Raw genomic sequence first — 16,154 nt, forward strand, 5'->3', positions numbered from 1 at the left:
GATTACGGAGTGCTATATTATTTAAAACGGTACGTAATACGACCACGATTTAAATCGTACGGAGATAATTCTACCGTAACTTTGTCTCCTGGTAAAATACGAATGAAGTTCATACGGATTTTACCAGAAACGTGAGCCAATACGACATGCCCATTCTCTAATTCTACTTTGAACATAGCATTTGGCAACGTTTCAAGAACGGTACCTTCGACTTCAATTACATCATCTTTAGCCATTCAATAGTTCTCCCTTCTTCAAATCAGTAACATTTTACACTGCTCTGAAATCCCGGAGAGCCAGCTACTTATAAAGTGGTAAGGATTTCGTATCCTGCTTCTGTAAGAGCAATCGTGTGCTCAAAATGGGCACACCATTTACCATCTACCGTTACCACTGTCCAGTCATCAGATAGTGTTTTTACATATCGTCTTCCTTGATTCACCATCGGCTCAACACAGATGACCATTCCCGACTTTAATCTAGGGCCTCTATTTGGTGGACCATAGTGCGGGATTTGAGGGTCCTCATGTAAGTCTTGCCCGATTCCGTGACCAACATACTCCCTAACGATCGAGAATCCATTCTCTTCAGCATGGGTTTGAACCGCATGTGAGATATTTGATAATCTCTCGCCTGGTTTTACTTGTTCTAGACCAAGATACAACGATTTTTCTGTGACATCAAGTAGCTTTTGAACAGATTCAGAAATGTTTCCAACTGGATACGTCCATGCAGAATCTCCATGGTACCCATTGTATTTCGCACCAATATCGATACTGATGATATCGCCCTCTTTGAGCTTGCGCTTTCCTGGAATTCCGTGTACAAGCTCTTCATTTACAGAAGCACATATGCTCCCCGGAAATCCGTTGTATCCTTTAAAAGATGGCGTAGCACCATATTTTTGAATCGTCTTTTCCGCTATTTGATCGAGCTCTTTCGTTGTAATTCCTGGAGTAATGTGCTGTTTCAACTCTTGATGAGTTAAAGCAACGATTCTGCCAGCTTCTCGCATGATTTCTATCTCGCGAGGAGTTTTGCAGATGATCATTACGCTAAGCCTCCGATGAGAACATCGATATCAGCAAATACTTTATTGATATCTTGCTCACCATTAATGCTTTTTAAGTAACCAAGCTCGTCGTAGAAATCAAGCAAAGGTTTTGTTTGCTTAATATTCACATCTAAACGATTTGCTACAGTTTCTTCATTGTCATCAGAGCGTTGGTATAATTCGCCACCACATTTATCGCACACATCAGCTGTTGCTGGTGGATTGAATTCTAAGTGGTAAGTCGCACCGCACTCTTTACAAATGCGACGGCCTGTAAGGCGTTTTAATAACAACCCTGAATCCACATTAATGTTTAAAACATAGTCGATTTTTTTGCCAAGATCTTTCATAATCTCTTCAAGAGCTGATGCTTGTGCAACAGTTCGTGGGAAACCGTCTAGTAAGAAACCTCTTACGCAGTCTTCTTGACTTAAACGTTCACGAACAATTCCGATTGTAACTTCATCTGGAACAAGTGCACCTTTATCAATAAAAGATTTTGCTTGTAGACCCATTTCAGTTTCAGCCTTCATAGCTGCACGGAACATATCTCCTGTTGAAATGTGAGGGATGTTATACTTGGCTACAATCTGTTCGGCTTGTGTACCTTTACCAGCACCAGGAAGCCCCATTAAAATTAAGTTCATCCTTGTTCCCCCTCAGTACATGAGCATGTAGGGAAGATGGTTCTTCCCACTTACTCACTGCTTGATAAACCCTTTGTAATGGCGTTTTACCAGTTGGCTTTCTAGCTGCTTCATTGTTTCTAAAGCAACGCCGACAACGATTAACATACTCGTTCCACCAATCTGTGCAGATGGAGGAAGATTTCCCAATTTCGTAAAGATAACTGGTAAGATTGCAATCGCTGCTAGGAAAATTGATCCTACAAAGGTCAAACGATACAAGATTTTTGTTAGATATTGTTCTGTATTCTTACCCGGACGAATACCTGGAACATATCCACCTTGCTTGTTTAGATTCTCTGACATTTGCTCTGGATTAACCTGAACAAACGCATAGAAATATGTGAAGGCTACAATGAGCGCAACATATATGATCATTCCCACTGGGTGAGAATAGTTAAAGTTTGCAATAATCCACTGCGATACATCATGTTTCGGGAAGAACTGTGCAATAGTTGGAGGCGTAATTAAGAATGAAACAGCAAAAATGACTGGAATAACACCCGCACTATTTACCTTAAGCGGTAAATGTGTGTTTTGTGCTCCAGCATGATTCCCATTCCCTCCTGTTACACGCTTCGCGTATTGAATTGGGATCTTTCTAACAGCTTGTTGAATGAAAATAACACCAACAATAACTGCTAGCACAGCTAGTAAAATCAATGCAACTTTAACGATACTCATGAACAATTGATCTCCGATATTTTGAAACTGTTGTTGATACACTTGAGATATAACACTTGGGATCGCTGCAGCAATACCGCCAAAGATAAGGATGGAAATACCATTACCCACACCTTTAGCTGTAATCTGTTCGCCTAACCACATTAAAAATGCAGTACCAGCAGTCAGTACCGTAGCAATGTATAAATAAGTGCTCCAACCAGGATTCAAAATTAATTGCCCACCTACCATACCGTTAAAACCGATTGACATACCAAACCCCTGAATAAACGCAAGAACAATTGTAAAGTAACGCGTGAATTGCGTTAGTTTACGACGGCCCATTTCACCTTGCTTCGACCATTCCGAAAATTTAGGAACAACATCCATCTGCAATAATTGCACGATGATGGATGCTGTAATATACGGCATGATTCCCATCGCAAAGATGGAGAAGTTTTTCAAGGCGCCACCGCCAAATGTATTTAGAATACCTAAAGCATTTAATTGGTCTTGTGCTTTCAGTACGTCTCCATTTGTAAATGGCACTGGGATAAACGTGCCAATCCTGAATACGATTAACATCGCTAAAGTGAATAATATTTTACGTCTTATCTCAGCAACGCGCATAAAGTTGGAGATTGTACGAAACATTAGATCACCTCAACTGATCCGCCAGCTGCTTCAATTGCTTCTTTAGCACTTGAAGAGAACTTGTGCGCTTTAACAGTTAGTTTTTTCTCTACTGCTCCGCTTGCAAGAATTTTAACACCGTCGTTTAACTTGCTGATAACGCCAGTTTCCAGCAATAATTCAGGTGTTACTTCTGTACCATCTTCAAAACGATTTAACGTTGATAAGTTTACAATAGTAAACTCTTTACGGTTAATGTTTGTGAAGCCGCGTTTTGGTAAACGACGGAATAATGGAGTTTGACCACCTTCGAAGCCAAGACGAACACCGCCACCAGAACGTGCGTTTTGTCCTTTATGACCTTTACCAGCAGTTTTACCGTTACCAGAACCGATACCACGACCGACACGGTTACGTACTTTACGAGAACCTTCTGCAGGTTTTAATTCATGAAGTTTCATTCCCAGGCACCTCCTTATATTAATGAGTTATCCTTAAGCTTCTTTTACAGTTAAAAGGTGAGAAACTTTGTTGATCATACCAAGAATAGCAGGAGTTTCTTCCTTAACTACAGTTGAATTCAACTTTTTAAGACCTAAAGCTTCTACCGTCGCACGTTGATCTTGTGGACGACCAATTACACTACGAGTGAGGGTAATTTCTAACTTTTTCGCCATTTGTTTTCCCTCCTTAACCTAGTAGCTCTTCTACAGATTTACCGCGTAATTTTGCAACATCTTCAGCGCGCTTAAGTTCGCTTAATCCGTTCACAGTAGCGCGAATCATGTTGATTGGTGTGTTAGAACCAAGAGATTTCGAAAGAATATCTTGTACACCAGCTAATTCAAGTACCGCACGAACAGGTCCACCAGCAATAACACCAGTACCTTCAGCAGCAGGTTTTAAGAATACTTCACCAGCTCCAAAGTGACCGTTGATTGTGTGTGGAATTGTTGTACCAACTAATGGTACAGCGATTAAGTTTTTCTTAGCGTCTTCGATAGCTTTGCGGATTGCGTCTGGTACCTCTTGTGCTTTACCAGTACCGAATCCAACATGACCGTTTTTATCGCCAACTACAACTAGTGCAGCAAAGCGGAAACGACGACCACCCTTAACAACTTTCGCGACACGATTTATCGTAACTACACGTTCTTCAAGTTCTAATTTACTTGGGTCAATGCGATGCATCAATTTTCCCTCCTTTGACCATTAAAATTGTAATCCAGCCTCACGAGCAGCTTCAGCTAGAGCTTTAACACGGCCATGGTATAAGTAACCACCGCGATCAAATACTACTTCTTTAACGCCTTTCTCTACAGCACGCTTAGCAACTGATTCTCCAACTTTCGTAGCAGCTTCAGTATTGCTAGTACCGTTAAGAGCAAGGTCTTTATCAAGAGTAGATGCACTTACTAACGTTACACCATTCACATCATCAATAACTTGAGCGTAAATATGTTGGTTAGAACGGAACACGTTTAAACGTGGACGCTCTGCAGTACCAGTAAGTTTAGCACGTACACGTGCATGTCTTTTCTTACGAGTCGCATTTTTATCAGCTTTAGTGATCATTTTCTTGTCACTCCTTTCTCTCACCTAACGGGTTTACTTAGCAGTTTTACCTTCTTTACGACGAACAACTTCGCCTTCGTAACGAATACCTTTACCTTTGTAAGGCTCAGGAGCACGTACAGCACGGATGTTAGCAGCAAATTCGCCAACACGTTGCTTGTCGATACCTTTAATTACGATTTTAGTTGGTGCAGGTACTTCAACTTCAAGACCTGCTTCCGGAGTCATTTCTACTGGATGAGAATAACCTACGCTTAAAACAAGTTTATCTCCTTGTTTTTGAGCACGGTAACCAACACCGACTAATTCAAGTCCGCGTGCGAAACCTGCAGTTACACCTTCAACCATGTTTCCGATTAAAGCACGAGTTGTACCGTGTAATGCACGGTGTTCCTTCTGTTCAGATGGACGCTCAACTGTTAGTGTATTTTCTTCAATTTTGATAGACATATCAGCATTGAATTTACGAGTTAATTCACCTTTAGGGCCTTTTACTGTTACAGTATTGTCTTCTGCAATTGTAATAGTAACACCTGCAGGGATTTCAAGAATCTTTTTACCAATACGAGACATGTGGTCACACCTCCGTTCGTTTTAAATATATATTACCAAACGTATGCTACTACTTCTCCACCAGTTTGTAATTGACGAGCGTCTTTGTCTGTCATTACTCCCTTAGATGTAGAAACAAGAGCGATACCTAATCCGTTAAGTACACGTGGTACTTCGTCAGCTTTAGCGTAAACGCGTAAGCCAGGTTTACTGATACGTTTTAATCCAGTGATTACACGTTCATTGTTTGCACCATATTTCAGGAAAATACGAAGGATACCTTGTTTGTTATCCTCGATGTATTCTACATCACGAATGAAACCTTCACGTTTTAAAAGTTCAGCGATCTCTTTTTTGATTTTAGAAGCAGGAACCTCTAATTTCTCATGACGTACCATGTTCGCATTACGGATGCGAGTAAGCATGTCTGCAATTGGATCTGTCATCACCATGTGTTTTACCTCCTTCCCATTTGTGGGTTTTACCAACTAGCTTTTTTAACACCAGGAATTTGACCTTTATATGCAAGTTCACGGAAACAAATACGGCAAAGTTTAAATTTGCGGTATACAGAATGCGGACGACCGCAGCGTTCGCAACGTGTATACTCTTGTACTTTAAACTTAGGAGTACGCTTTTGTTTCGCTATCATAGATTTTTTAGCCACGTTTTCGCCTCCTCTACTTAGCGTTGGCTTCCATTATTTTTGGAATGGCATACCGAATTGTGTTAAAAGTTCACGAGCTTCTTCATCAGTTTTCGCTGTAGTAACGATTACGATGTCCATACCGCGTACTTTGCTTACTTTATCATAATCAATCTCAGGGAAGATAAGTTGCTCTTTAACACCTAATGTGTAGTTCCCACGACCATCGAATGATTTCTTAGAAACACCACGGAAATCACGTACACGTGGTAAAGAAACCGATACTAATTTGTCGAAGAACTCATACATTTGCTCGCCGCGTAAAGTTACTTTCGCACCGATTGGCATACCTTCACGAAGACGGAAACCAGCGATTGATTTTTTAGCACGAGTTACAACAGGTTTTTGACCTGCGATTTGTGTTAATTCTTCTACTGCATTGTCTAAAGCTTTTGAGTTAGATACCGCGTCACCAACACCAGTGTTGATTACGATCTTTTCGATTTTCGGTACTTCCATCACAGATTTATAGTTAAACTTGCTCACTAGAGCAGGAGTAATTTCCTTTTGGAACTTCTCTTTAAGGCGATTCAATGAAGTGACCTCCTTTCTTAAGAAAATTATTTATCTAATAATTCACCAGATTTTTTTGCAATACGAACTTTTTTACCATCTTCTACTTTGAAGCCTACGCGAGTAGGTTCACCTGTTTTCGGATCTAAAATCATAACGTTAGAAACGTGAATAGGTGCTTCTTTAGTAATAATTCCACCTTGTGGATTTAATTGAGATGGCTTAGAGTGTTTTTTAACGATGTTAACACCCTCAACGATAACACGGTTTTGCTTTGGGAAAGCCACAAGGATAACGCCTTGTTTTCCTTTGTCTTTACCAGTGATTACCTGTACTTTATCACCTTTTTTTACATGCATCTTAATTCTGCACCTCCTTAGCAAGGCAATACCTTAAATTATAGAACTTCTGGAGCTAAAGAAACGATCTTCATGAAGTTGCTATCACGTAATTCACGAGCTACTGGTCCGAAGATACGAGTACCACGTGGGCTCTTATCGTCTTTAATGATAACCGCTGCGTTTTCATCAAATTTGATGTAAGAACCGTCCGGACGACGAGCTCCGCTCTTCGTACGTACTACTACTGCTTTAACAACGTCACCTTTTTTAACAACGCCACCTGGTGTTGCTTGTTTTACCGTAGCAACGATAATGTCACCAATGTTAGCATATTTACGACCAGAGCCGCCTAATACTTTAATTGTTAAAAGTTCACGTGCACCAGAGTTGTCAGCAACTTTCAAACGAGATTCTTGTTGGATCATGTTATGAAACCTCCCTTCGGACTAAAAATTCCGATTCGTCTATTTAGATAATAACCGCTTCTTCAACGATTTCAACTAAACGGAAACGCTTAGTAGCAGAAAGCGGGCGAGTTTCCATGATTTTAACGATATCGCCAAGTTTCGCTTGGTTTTGCTCATCATGGGCTTTGTACTTCTTAGAATACTTAACACGTTTTCCGTACAAGGAATGAGTTTTGTAAGTTTCAACTAAAACTGTAATCGTTTTGTCCATTTTGTCAGACACTACACGACCAGTATAAACTTTGCGTTGGTTACGTTCGCTCACTATGCAAACCTCCCCTCAATTTATCGATTAATTCCGATCTCTCTTTCACGAACTACAGTTTTCATACGAGCAATTGCTTTACGCACTTCACGAATGCGAGTTGGATTCTCTAATTGTCCTGTAGCAAGTTGGAAGCGAAGATTAAACAACTCTTCCTTTAAAGCTTTAACTTTTGTTTCGATTTCGGCAGTGGTTAATTCACGAATATCATTAGTTTTCATTAGATTCACCACCATTTTCTTCACGTTTTACGAATTTACATTTCACAGGTAACTTGTGAGCTGCAAGACGTAATGCTTCGCGTGCTACCTCTTCAGATACACCCGCGATTTCGAACATAATTTTCCCAGGTTTTACTACTGCTACCCAGCCTTCTGGTGCCCCTTTACCGGAACCCATACGTACTTCTAGAGGTTTTGCAGTGTAAGGTTTAGAAGGGAAAATTTTAATCCATACTTTACCGCCACGTTTCATGTAACGAGTCATTGCACGACGAGCAGCTTCGATTTGACGGTTTGTAATCCATGAAGCAGCTTGTGCTTGTAAACCGAATTCACCGAAAGCAACTTCAGTTCCACCTTTAGCACGACCACGCATTTTACCACGATGCTCTCTACGATATTTTACGCGTTTTGGCATTAACATATTATTTTCCTCCTTCCTCAGAAGCTTTCTTTTTTGTAGGAAGGACTTCTCCACGGTAGATCCATACTTTTACGCCTAATTTACCGTATGTTGTATCAGCTTCAACTGCTGCATAGTCAATATCAGCGCGAAGTGTATGAAGTGGAACAGTTCCTTCACTGTAAGATTCTGCACGAGCGATATCAGCTCCGCCAAGACGACCAGAAACCTGTGTTTTAATACCTTTAGCACCTGCACGCATAGCACGTTGAATAACTTGCTTTTGTGCACGACGGAATGATACACGGTTTTCTAATTGACGAGCGATGTTTTCGCCTACTAATTTAGCGTTAAGATCAGCTCTCTTAACTTCTAAAATGTTGATGTGTACACGCTTGCCTGTTAATTGGTTAAGAGCTTTACGAAGTGCTTCAACTTCAGTACCACCTTTACCAATTACCATACCAGGTTTTGCAGTGTGAATTGTAACATTTACACGATTTGCTGCACGTTCGATTTCTACTTTAGCAACAGCAGAATCTTTTAAGCGTACATTAATGTACTCACGGATTTTGATGTCTTCATGTAATAATGTAGCGTAATCTTTCTCAGCGAACCAACGAGATTCCCAGTCACGGATAACACCGACACGAAGACCAATTGGATTAACCTTTTGACCCATCGATTATCCCTCCTTCTTTTCTGATACCACAACTGTAATGTGGCTTGTGCGTTTGTTAATTTGGCTTGCACGACCCATTGCACGTGGACGGAAACGTTTCAACGTTGGACCTTCGTCAACGAAGACTTTTTCAACAACTAGGTTGTTAATGTCCATCTCATAATTGTGCTCTGCATTTGCGATTGCAGATTTTAAAACTTTTTCTACAACTGGAGAAGCAGTTTTTGGTGTGTGGTTAAGGATAGCAATCGCTTCACCCACTTGCTTACCTCGGATTAAGTCTACTACTAAACGAACTTTACGAGGAGCAATACGAACTGTTCTCGCTACTGCTTTAGCTTGCATTGAAGTGCCTCCTCTCATTATCTTCTAGTTTTCTTATCGTCAGCAAGGTGACCTTTATACGTACGAGTTGGTGCGAATTCACCTAACTTATGGCCAACCATATCCTCAGTGATGTACACAGGTACGTGTTTACGACCATCATATACAGCGATTGTGTGTCCGATGAACTGAGGGAAGATTGTTGAACGGCGAGACCAAGTTTTAACAACTTGTTTTTGCTCAGATGCAACTAATTTTTCCATTTTGCTCATTAAGTGATCATCGACAAATGGTCCTTTTTTTAAGCTACGAGCCATTTTGGTGCCTCCCTTCGTGATTGGCGTACGGTTCTAGAAATGAACCGTACTACAATCCCATTATTTTTTACGACGACGAACGATGAATTTGTCAGACGCTTTGTTTTTCTTACGAGTCTTGAATCCAAGAGTTGGTTTACCCCATGGAGACATTGGAGACTTACGTCCGATTGGAGAACGTCCTTCACCACCACCGTGTGGGTGATCAACCGGGTTCATTACAGAACCACGAACTGTTGGGCGTTTACCTAACCAGCGAGAGCGACCTGCTTTACCGATTTTGATAAGTTCGTGTTGTTCGTTACCTACTTGACCGATTGAAGCGCGACAAGCAGATAATACAAGACGTACTTCACCAGAAGTTAAACGTACAAGTACGTATTTACCTTCTTTACCAAGTACTTGAGCAGATGTACCAGCAGAACGAACTAATTGTCCGCCACGACCAGGCTTAAGCTCGATGTTATGAACAACAGTACCTACTGGAATGTTGATTAATGGTAATGCGTTACCGATTTTGATGTCAGCTTCTGGGCCAGACATAACTTCCATACCTACTTCTAAAGATTTAGGAGCAAGAATGTAACGTTTTTCACCGTCAACGTAGTTAATTAATGCGATATTCGCAGAGCGGTTTGGATCGTATTCGATCGTAGCAACGCGTCCTGGAATTCCATCTTTGTTACGCTTAAAGTCGATGATACGGTATTGACGCTTATGTCCGCCACCTTGATGACGTACAGTAATTTTACCTTGGTTATTACGACCAGCCTTCTTGCTTAAAGGAGCAAGTAATGACTTTTCGGGTCTGTCAGTCGTGATTTCAGCGAAATCATTCGTAGTCATATTACGACGACCGTTAGTAGTTGGATTATACTTTTTAATTCCCATCTCAATTTCCCTCCTTCTTTAGTAAGAATTAAACGCCTTGGAAGATTTCGATTTCTTTGCTGTCAGCAGTTAGCTTAACGATTGCTTTACGACGACGGCTAGTAAAACCAGCGTGACGACCAACGCGTTTTGCTTTCGGCTTGTAGTTCATGATGTTCACTTTTTCTACTTTAACACCAAAGATCGCTTCAAGAGCATCTTTAACTTCTGTTTTATTAGATTTAACGTCCACATCGAACGTGTATTTTTTTTCAGCCATCATTTCCATAGAACGTTCAGTGATAACTGGGCGCTTAATGATATCACGAGGATCTCTCATTATGCAAGCACCTCCTCTACTTTTTCCACTGCCGCTTTTGTCATGATTAGCTTATCATGATGAAGCACGTCTAAAACGTTTACGCCATCAGCAGTGATTACTGTTACTCCAGGGATATTGCGAGCAGATAACTCTACAGATTCGTTTGCATCAGCAGTTACGATAAGAGCTTTCTTCTCAACAGTTAATCCTTTAAGTACTGCTAGCATGTCTTTTGTTTTTGGTGCATTTAACACTAGGTCTTCAAGAACTACAATGTTGTTCTCAACTACTTTAGTAGCTAATGCAGATTTGATTGCTAAACGACGAACTTTCTTAGGAAGTTTGTACGCATAGCTTCTTGGTGTAGGTCCGAATACCGTACCACCACCACGCCATTGAGGAGAGCGGATAGACCCTTGACGAGCACGTCCAGTTCCTTTTTGACGCCATGGTTTACGACCACCACCGCGAACTTCAGAGCGAGTTTTTACTTTGTGTGTACCTTGACGTAAAGATGCACGTTGCATCATTACAGCTTCGAAAAGTACAGCTTCATTTGGTTCGATACCGAAAATAGCTTCAGCTAATTCGATTTCACCAACCTGTGAACCAGTTTGGTTATATACAGTAACTTTTGGCATTGGAATTCCTCCTTCCTATTGTGAATTATTTGCTAACCTTCACAGCGCCTTGAACAACTACAAGAGATTTCTTAGCACCTGGAACGTTACCTTTTACTAGTAATAAGTTGCGCTCAGTGTCAACTTGAACGATTTCTAAGTTTTGGATAGTAACTTGGTCTCCACCCATACGTCCAGCAAGTTTTTTGCCTTTGAATACACGGTTCGGAGCAACTGGGCCCATTGAACCTGGACGACGGTGATAGCGAGAACCATGAGACATAGGTCCGCGAGATTGTCCGTGGCGTTTGATAACACCTTGGAAACCTTTACCTTTAGAAATTCCTGTTACGTCAACGATTTCACCTGCAGCGAAAACTTCAACTTTTACCTCTTGACCAACCTCTAATCCGTCCACGTCTGCATCGCGGATTTCGCGAATGAAGCGCTTAGGAGTTGTAGATGCTTTAGCAGTGTGGCCTTGTTCAGGTTTGTTAGTTAACTTTTCACGTTTATCTTCAAATCCTAACTGGATTGCATTGTAGCCATCAGTTTCAGTTGTTTTCTTTTGAAGAACAACGTTTGGATTAGCAGCGATAACTGTTACTGGGATTAACTCACCGTTCTCAGCAAATACTTGAGTCATACCGATCTTTCTTCCTAAGATTCCTTTGGTCATGAGTTACACCTCCTACATTTTTAAGTTATATAATTTATAGTTTGATTTCGATATCTACACCAGACGGTAAGTCTAAACGCATTAATGAATCTACTGTTTGTGGAGTAGGACTCACGATATCGATTAAACGTTTGTGTGTGCGCATTTCGAATTGCTCACGAGAATCTTTGTACTTATGAACAGCACGAAGAATTGTGTAAATAGTCTTCTCAGTTGGTAATGGGATCGGACCAGAAACTGTTGCCCCAGAACGCTTAGCTGTTTCTACAATTTTCTCAGCTGATTGATCAAGAATACGGTGATCATAAGCTTTTAAACGGATACGAATTTTTTCTTTTGCCATTATTTTCCCTCCTTCGTTCGCCTATTTCTAAAATAGACCTTCTCCATGGAAATTTCCCCACACCATGCCATGGCAAAGCGGCCGGGTGTGTCAGCAACCTTCCACTTCATCGCAGTCAAAGACCAACATTGTCTATTATACAATGTTATTCGTCTAGATGCAAGCATCTTTTTGTTTGCATCTGCTTTTCTCTACTTTTGCTATTATACATGGCACTTTAAAGAATTTCAAGTTTTCATCTAACAGAATTCGTTTTACAGTTTCTGGATTATCTTTTGTTGTTTTTATATTACTATAGAAGAAACTCGTCAAAACAAAAAAACACACTCTTCTTCTTTATATAAACGCAAACAAAAAACCTAAGGGAAAATCCCTTAGGTTTTTTTATATCAGCTAAGATTACTCAACGATAGTAGCAACTACACCGTAACCTACTGTACGTCCACCTTCACGAATAGAGAATTTAGTTCCCTCTTCGATAGCGATTGGAGCGATAAGTTCGATAGTCATTTCGATGTTGTCACCAGGCATTACCATTTCAGTACCTTCTGGTAATTGGATGATACCAGTTACGTCAGTTGTACGGAAGTAGAACTGAGGACGGTAGTTAGCGAAGAATGGAGTGTGACGTCCACCTTCTTCTTTAGATAATACGAAAACTTCAGCTTTGAATTTAGCGTGTGCTTTTACAGAGCCAGTTTTAGCAAGAACTTGTCCACGTTGGATGTCTTCACGAGCAACCCCACGAAGAAGAGCACCGATGTTGTCTCCAGCTTGAGCTTGGTCAAGAAGTTTACGGAACATTTCTACACCAGTTACAGTTGTAGAAGCATTCTCTTCAGCAAGACCGATGATTTCTACTACGTCACCAACTTTAACGATTCCGCGCTCTACACGACCAGTTGCAACTGTACCACGACCTGTGATAGAGAATACATCCTCGATAGGCATTAAGAATGGTTTGTCAGTTTCACGTTCTGGAGTTGGGATGTAAGCATCAACTTCAGTCATTAATTCAATGATTTTTGCTTCCCAATCAGCTTCTCCTTGAAGAGCTTTAAGAGCAGAACCTTTGATTACAGGAATGTCGTCGCCTGGGAATCCGTATTCAGATAATAGGTCACGAACTTCCATTTCTACTAATTCTAATAATTCTTCGTCGTCTACCATGTCGCATTTGTTTAAGAATACAACGATGTAAGGAACACCTACTTGACGAGAAAGAAGGATGTGCTCACGTGTTTGAGGCATTGGGCCATCAGCAGCAGATACTACTAAGATACCGCCGTCCATTTGAGCAGCACCAGTGATCATGTTTTTAACATAGTCAGCGTGACCTGGGCAGTCAACGTGTGCATAGTGACGAGTTTCAGTTTCGTACTCAACGTGTGCAGTTGAGATTGTGATTCCGCGCTCTCTTTCTTCTGGAGCAGCGTCGATTTGATCGTATCCGCGTGCTTCAGCACCACCAGCTTTTGCAAGAACTGTAGTGATCGCAGCAGTTAATGTAGTTTTACCATGGTCAACGTGGCCGATTGTACCGATGTTAACATGGGGTTTAGAACGTTCGAATTTAGCTTTAGCCATTCTAAATTCCTCCTTAGTTTATATAGGTTATTTTATATTTAGACTAGAAAGCGAAACTTACGTCCCACTTTCTAAGCTTACATAAGTAGTTATACTCGAACAATTGATAAAAATCAATTATTCGCCTTTATTTTTTTTAATAATTTCTTCTGAAACAGACTTCGGTACTTCTTCATAATGATCAAATGTCATTGAGAATGTTCCGCGTCCTTGAGTGTTAGAACGTAATGCTGTCGCATAACCGAACATTTCAGAAAGTGGAACCATAGCGCGAACAACTTGTGCGTTACCGCGAGCTTCCATACCTTCTACACGTCCACGACGAGATGTTACGTCACCCATGATGTCTCCCATGTACTCTTCAGGAATTACAACTTCAACTTTCATCATTGGCTCAAGAATTACTGGGTTACATTTAGAAACCGCAGCTTTAAGTGCCATAGATGCAGCGATTTTGAACGCCATCTCAGATGAATCGACATCATGGTAAGAACCGTCAACTAATGCTGCTTTAATGTCAACTAGTGGGTAACCAGCTAGTACACCATTTTTAAGTGAGTCTTCAAGACCCGCTCCAACAGCTGGGATGTATTCACGTGGAACTACACCGCCGACGATTTTGTTTTCGAATTCAAATCCTTTACCTTCTTCGTTAGGTGCAAACTCAATCCAAACGTGACCGAATTGTCCACGTCCACCAGATTGACGAGCAAACTTACCTTCAACTTTCGCAGCAGCGCGGAAAGTTTCACGGTATGCTACCTGAGGAGCACCAACGTTTGCTTCGACTTTGAATTCACGGCGCATACGGTCAACGATGATATCAAGGTGAAGTTCACCCATACCAGCGATGATAGTTTGGCCAGTTTCTTGGTCAGTGTGAGCACGGAATGTTGGATCTTCTTCAGAAAGCTTAGATAATGCTGTACCCATTTTATCTTGGTCAGCTTTAGATTTTGGTTCGATAGCTACAGAGATAACTGGCTCTGGGAATTCCATAGACTCAAGGATAACAAGGCTCTTCTCGTCACAAAGAGTATCACCAGTAGTAGTATCTTTTAAACCTACAGCAGCAGCGATATCACCAGCGTAAACTGTTGAAATCTCTTCACGGCTGTTAGCGTGCATTTGTAGGATACGTCCTACACGCTCACGCTTACCTTTAGTTGAGTTTTTCACGTATGATCCAGAGTTTAACACACCAGAGTACACACGGAAGAACGTTAACTTACCAACATAAGGGTCAGTCATGATTTTGAATGCTAAAGCTGCGAATGGTTCTTCATCGCTAGACTTACGTTCTACTTCTTCATCTGTATCCGGAAGAGTACCTTTAATAGCAGGTACATCTAATGGAGATGGTAGGTAGTCGATAACTGCGTCTAACAGAATTTGAACACCTTTGTTTTTGAATGCAGAACCACAGATTACTGGGAAGAATTCTACAGAAGTTGTAGCCTTACGGATACCAGCTTTAAGCTCTTCTACAGTGATTTCTTCACCTTCTAGGTACTTCATCATCATTTCTTCATCAAGCTCAGCTACCGCTTCAATAAGCTTTCCACGGTATTCTTCAGCTAGTTCTTTGTGCTCTTCAGGAATTTCGACACGCTCGATGTCTGTTCCTAAATCGTTACCGTACATGTAAGCACACTCTTCAACAAGGTCAATGATACCATTGAACTCATCTTCAGCACCGATTGGTAACTGAATTGGATGTGCGTTTGCTTGTAAACGATCGTGGATTGTTCCTACAGAGTATAAGAAATCTGCACCGATCTTATCCATTTTGTTAACGAATACGATACGAGGTACACCGTAAGTAGTAGCCTGACGCCAAACAGTTTCTGTTTGTGGTTCTACACCAGATTGTGCATCAAGTACTGCTACCGCACCATCAAGTACGCGTAAAGAACGTTCTACTTCTACTGTGAAGTCTACGTGTCCTGGAGTATCAATGATGTTTACACGGTGACCTTTCCATTGAGCTGTAGTTGCAGCAGAAGTAATTGTGATACCACGCTCTTGCTCTTGCTCCATCCAGTCCATCTGAGATGCACCTTCATGAGTTTCACCGATTTTATGAATACGTCCTGTGTAATACAGAATACGCTCAGTTGCTGTTGTTTTACCAGCATCGATGTGAGCCATGATACCAATATTACGAGTGTTTTCTAAAGAGAACTCTCTTGTCATTTGGTGTCTTGCTCCTTCCATATATGGATTGGATTTTTTATTTTAAGTAGCAAAAAAGCCACTTTATATTGTTACATATGCCAGTGTCCAGTACCCTCATTATGTAAAACGAGCGCCCAACGAAAGGGAGAGGCA

General features: G+C 41.0%; 27 protein-coding genes. All 27 read right to left on the bottom strand.

All coding sequences use genetic code 11. The annotated features are described in order from the left end of the window. Positions 1–17: 17 nt before the first annotated feature. The 27 genes from infA to fusA all read right to left on the bottom strand — a co-directional run bounded on the left by infA (position 18) and on the right by fusA (position 16,019). Positions 18–236, bottom strand: coding sequence for a translation initiation factor IF-1 (gene infA / locus AC1Q8L_RS29010; RefSeq protein WP_001029884.1), 219 nt, complete (start codon positions 234–236; stop codon positions 18–20). Between the two features lie 68 nt (positions 237–304). Next, the gene (gene map, locus AC1Q8L_RS29015; protein ID WP_000582540.1) at positions 305–1,051 is read right to left on the bottom strand and encodes a type I methionyl aminopeptidase; all 747 of its coding nucleotides are present in this window, start codon (positions 1,049–1,051) and stop codon (positions 305–307) included. Further along, on the bottom strand, positions 1,051–1,701 hold the full coding sequence (locus AC1Q8L_RS29020) for an adenylate kinase (protein WP_001048997.1): 651 nt from the start codon (positions 1,699–1,701) through the stop codon (positions 1,051–1,053). The genes map and AC1Q8L_RS29020 overlap by 1 nt, the downstream gene beginning before the upstream one ends. Before the next feature lie 54 nt (positions 1,702–1,755). Further along, positions 1,756–3,057: a preprotein translocase subunit SecY gene (gene secY / locus AC1Q8L_RS29025; RefSeq protein ID WP_000490118.1), complete on the bottom strand. Its 1,302-nt coding sequence runs from the start codon at positions 3,055–3,057 to the stop codon at positions 1,756–1,758. Continuing rightward, positions 3,057–3,497, bottom strand: a complete 441-nt coding sequence (rplO, locus tag AC1Q8L_RS29030) for a 50S ribosomal protein L15 (RefSeq protein WP_000766083.1) — start codon at positions 3,495–3,497, stop codon at positions 3,057–3,059. Before rplO ends, secY begins: the two co-directional genes overlap by 1 nt. 33 nt (positions 3,498–3,530) lie before the next feature. Beyond that, positions 3,531–3,713, bottom strand: coding sequence for a 50S ribosomal protein L30 (gene rpmD / locus AC1Q8L_RS29035; RefSeq protein WP_001085233.1), 183 nt, complete (start codon positions 3,711–3,713; stop codon positions 3,531–3,533). 13 nt (positions 3,714–3,726) lie between these two features. Beyond that, the gene (gene rpsE / locus AC1Q8L_RS29040; protein WP_000554646.1) at positions 3,727–4,227 is read right to left on the bottom strand and encodes a 30S ribosomal protein S5; all 501 of its coding nucleotides are present in this window, start codon (positions 4,225–4,227) and stop codon (positions 3,727–3,729) included. Positions 4,228–4,248: 21 nt separating this feature from the next. Further along, positions 4,249–4,611 carry a 50S ribosomal protein L18 gene (rplR, locus tag AC1Q8L_RS29045; protein WP_000628818.1) on the bottom strand — a complete coding sequence of 121 codons (363 nt, stop codon included), beginning with the start codon at positions 4,609–4,611 and terminating at the stop codon, positions 4,249–4,251. Between the two features lie 33 nt (positions 4,612–4,644). Further along, the gene (gene rplF / locus AC1Q8L_RS29050) at positions 4,645–5,184 is read right to left on the bottom strand and encodes a 50S ribosomal protein L6 (RefSeq protein ID WP_000086551.1); all 540 of its coding nucleotides are present in this window, start codon (positions 5,182–5,184) and stop codon (positions 4,645–4,647) included. A gap of 32 nt (positions 5,185–5,216) precedes the next feature. Further along, on the bottom strand, positions 5,217–5,615 hold the full coding sequence (rpsH, locus tag AC1Q8L_RS29055) for a 30S ribosomal protein S8 (RefSeq protein ID WP_000245511.1): 399 nt from the start codon (positions 5,613–5,615) through the stop codon (positions 5,217–5,219). Between the two features lie 29 nt (positions 5,616–5,644). Next, entirely contained in the window at positions 5,645–5,830 is a 186-nt protein-coding gene (rpsN, locus tag AC1Q8L_RS29060) for a 30S ribosomal protein S14 (protein ID WP_001085700.1), read from the bottom strand. A gap of 33 nt (positions 5,831–5,863) precedes the next feature. Continuing rightward, positions 5,864–6,403: a 50S ribosomal protein L5 gene (gene rplE / locus AC1Q8L_RS29065; protein WP_001080829.1), complete on the bottom strand. Its 540-nt coding sequence runs from the start codon at positions 6,401–6,403 to the stop codon at positions 5,864–5,866. Between the two features lie 26 nt (positions 6,404–6,429). Further along, the gene (gene rplX, locus AC1Q8L_RS29070; protein WP_000558200.1) at positions 6,430–6,741 is read right to left on the bottom strand and encodes a 50S ribosomal protein L24; all 312 of its coding nucleotides are present in this window, start codon (positions 6,739–6,741) and stop codon (positions 6,430–6,432) included. A 38-nt stretch (positions 6,742–6,779) separates the two neighbouring features. After that, a complete protein-coding gene (gene rplN / locus AC1Q8L_RS29075) occupies positions 6,780–7,148 on the bottom strand; it encodes a 50S ribosomal protein L14 (RefSeq protein WP_000615912.1) in 369 nt (122 codons plus the stop codon). A 43-nt stretch (positions 7,149–7,191) separates the two neighbouring features. Further along, positions 7,192–7,455: a 30S ribosomal protein S17 gene (gene rpsQ, locus AC1Q8L_RS29080; RefSeq protein WP_000004106.1), complete on the bottom strand. Its 264-nt coding sequence runs from the start codon at positions 7,453–7,455 to the stop codon at positions 7,192–7,194. A gap of 20 nt (positions 7,456–7,475) precedes the next feature. Next, positions 7,476–7,676, bottom strand: a complete 201-nt coding sequence (gene rpmC, locus AC1Q8L_RS29085; protein WP_000855718.1) for a 50S ribosomal protein L29 — start codon at positions 7,674–7,676, stop codon at positions 7,476–7,478. Continuing rightward, on the bottom strand, positions 7,666–8,100 hold the full coding sequence (gene rplP / locus AC1Q8L_RS29090; protein WP_000928971.1) for a 50S ribosomal protein L16: 435 nt from the start codon (positions 8,098–8,100) through the stop codon (positions 7,666–7,668). Before rplP ends, rpmC begins: the two co-directional genes overlap by 11 nt. Position 8,101: 1 nt before the next feature. Continuing rightward, a complete protein-coding gene (gene rpsC / locus AC1Q8L_RS29095) occupies positions 8,102–8,761 on the bottom strand; it encodes a 30S ribosomal protein S3 (RefSeq protein WP_000529956.1) in 660 nt (219 codons plus the stop codon). 3 nt (positions 8,762–8,764) lie between these two features. Then, entirely contained in the window at positions 8,765–9,106 is a 342-nt protein-coding gene (gene rplV, locus AC1Q8L_RS29100; protein ID WP_001148024.1) for a 50S ribosomal protein L22, read from the bottom strand. A gap of 17 nt (positions 9,107–9,123) precedes the next feature. Further along, a complete protein-coding gene (gene rpsS, locus AC1Q8L_RS29105) occupies positions 9,124–9,402 on the bottom strand; it encodes a 30S ribosomal protein S19 (protein WP_000124454.1) in 279 nt (92 codons plus the stop codon). Between the two features lie 60 nt (positions 9,403–9,462). After that, positions 9,463–10,293 (bottom strand): 50S ribosomal protein L2, encoded by an 831-nt coding sequence (gene rplB / locus AC1Q8L_RS29110; protein WP_000511583.1) that lies wholly within the window; start codon positions 10,291–10,293, stop codon positions 9,463–9,465. 28 nt (positions 10,294–10,321) lie between these two features. Continuing rightward, positions 10,322–10,612, bottom strand: coding sequence for a 50S ribosomal protein L23 (rplW, locus tag AC1Q8L_RS29115; protein ID WP_001205558.1), 291 nt, complete (start codon positions 10,610–10,612; stop codon positions 10,322–10,324). Further along, a complete protein-coding gene (gene rplD / locus AC1Q8L_RS29120) occupies positions 10,612–11,235 on the bottom strand; it encodes a 50S ribosomal protein L4 (RefSeq protein ID WP_001127258.1) in 624 nt (207 codons plus the stop codon). Before rplD ends, rplW begins: the two co-directional genes overlap by 1 nt. 25 nt (positions 11,236–11,260) lie before the next feature. Next, entirely contained in the window at positions 11,261–11,893 is a 633-nt protein-coding gene (rplC, locus tag AC1Q8L_RS29125) for a 50S ribosomal protein L3 (protein ID WP_000160209.1), read from the bottom strand. Positions 11,894–11,927: 34 nt separating this feature from the next. Next, the gene (gene rpsJ / locus AC1Q8L_RS29130; protein WP_001040595.1) at positions 11,928–12,236 is read right to left on the bottom strand and encodes a 30S ribosomal protein S10; all 309 of its coding nucleotides are present in this window, start codon (positions 12,234–12,236) and stop codon (positions 11,928–11,930) included. Between the two features lie 399 nt (positions 12,237–12,635). Next, on the bottom strand, positions 12,636–13,823 hold the full coding sequence (gene tuf, locus AC1Q8L_RS29135; protein WP_001029617.1) for an elongation factor Tu: 1,188 nt from the start codon (positions 13,821–13,823) through the stop codon (positions 12,636–12,638). A 117-nt stretch (positions 13,824–13,940) separates the two neighbouring features. After that, a complete protein-coding gene (gene fusA, locus AC1Q8L_RS29140; RefSeq protein ID WP_000196384.1) occupies positions 13,941–16,019 on the bottom strand; it encodes an elongation factor G in 2,079 nt (692 codons plus the stop codon). Positions 16,020–16,154: the final 135 nt, after the last annotated feature.

This window comes from Bacillus sp. GW823-FHT06A11, from assembly GCF_058795355.1.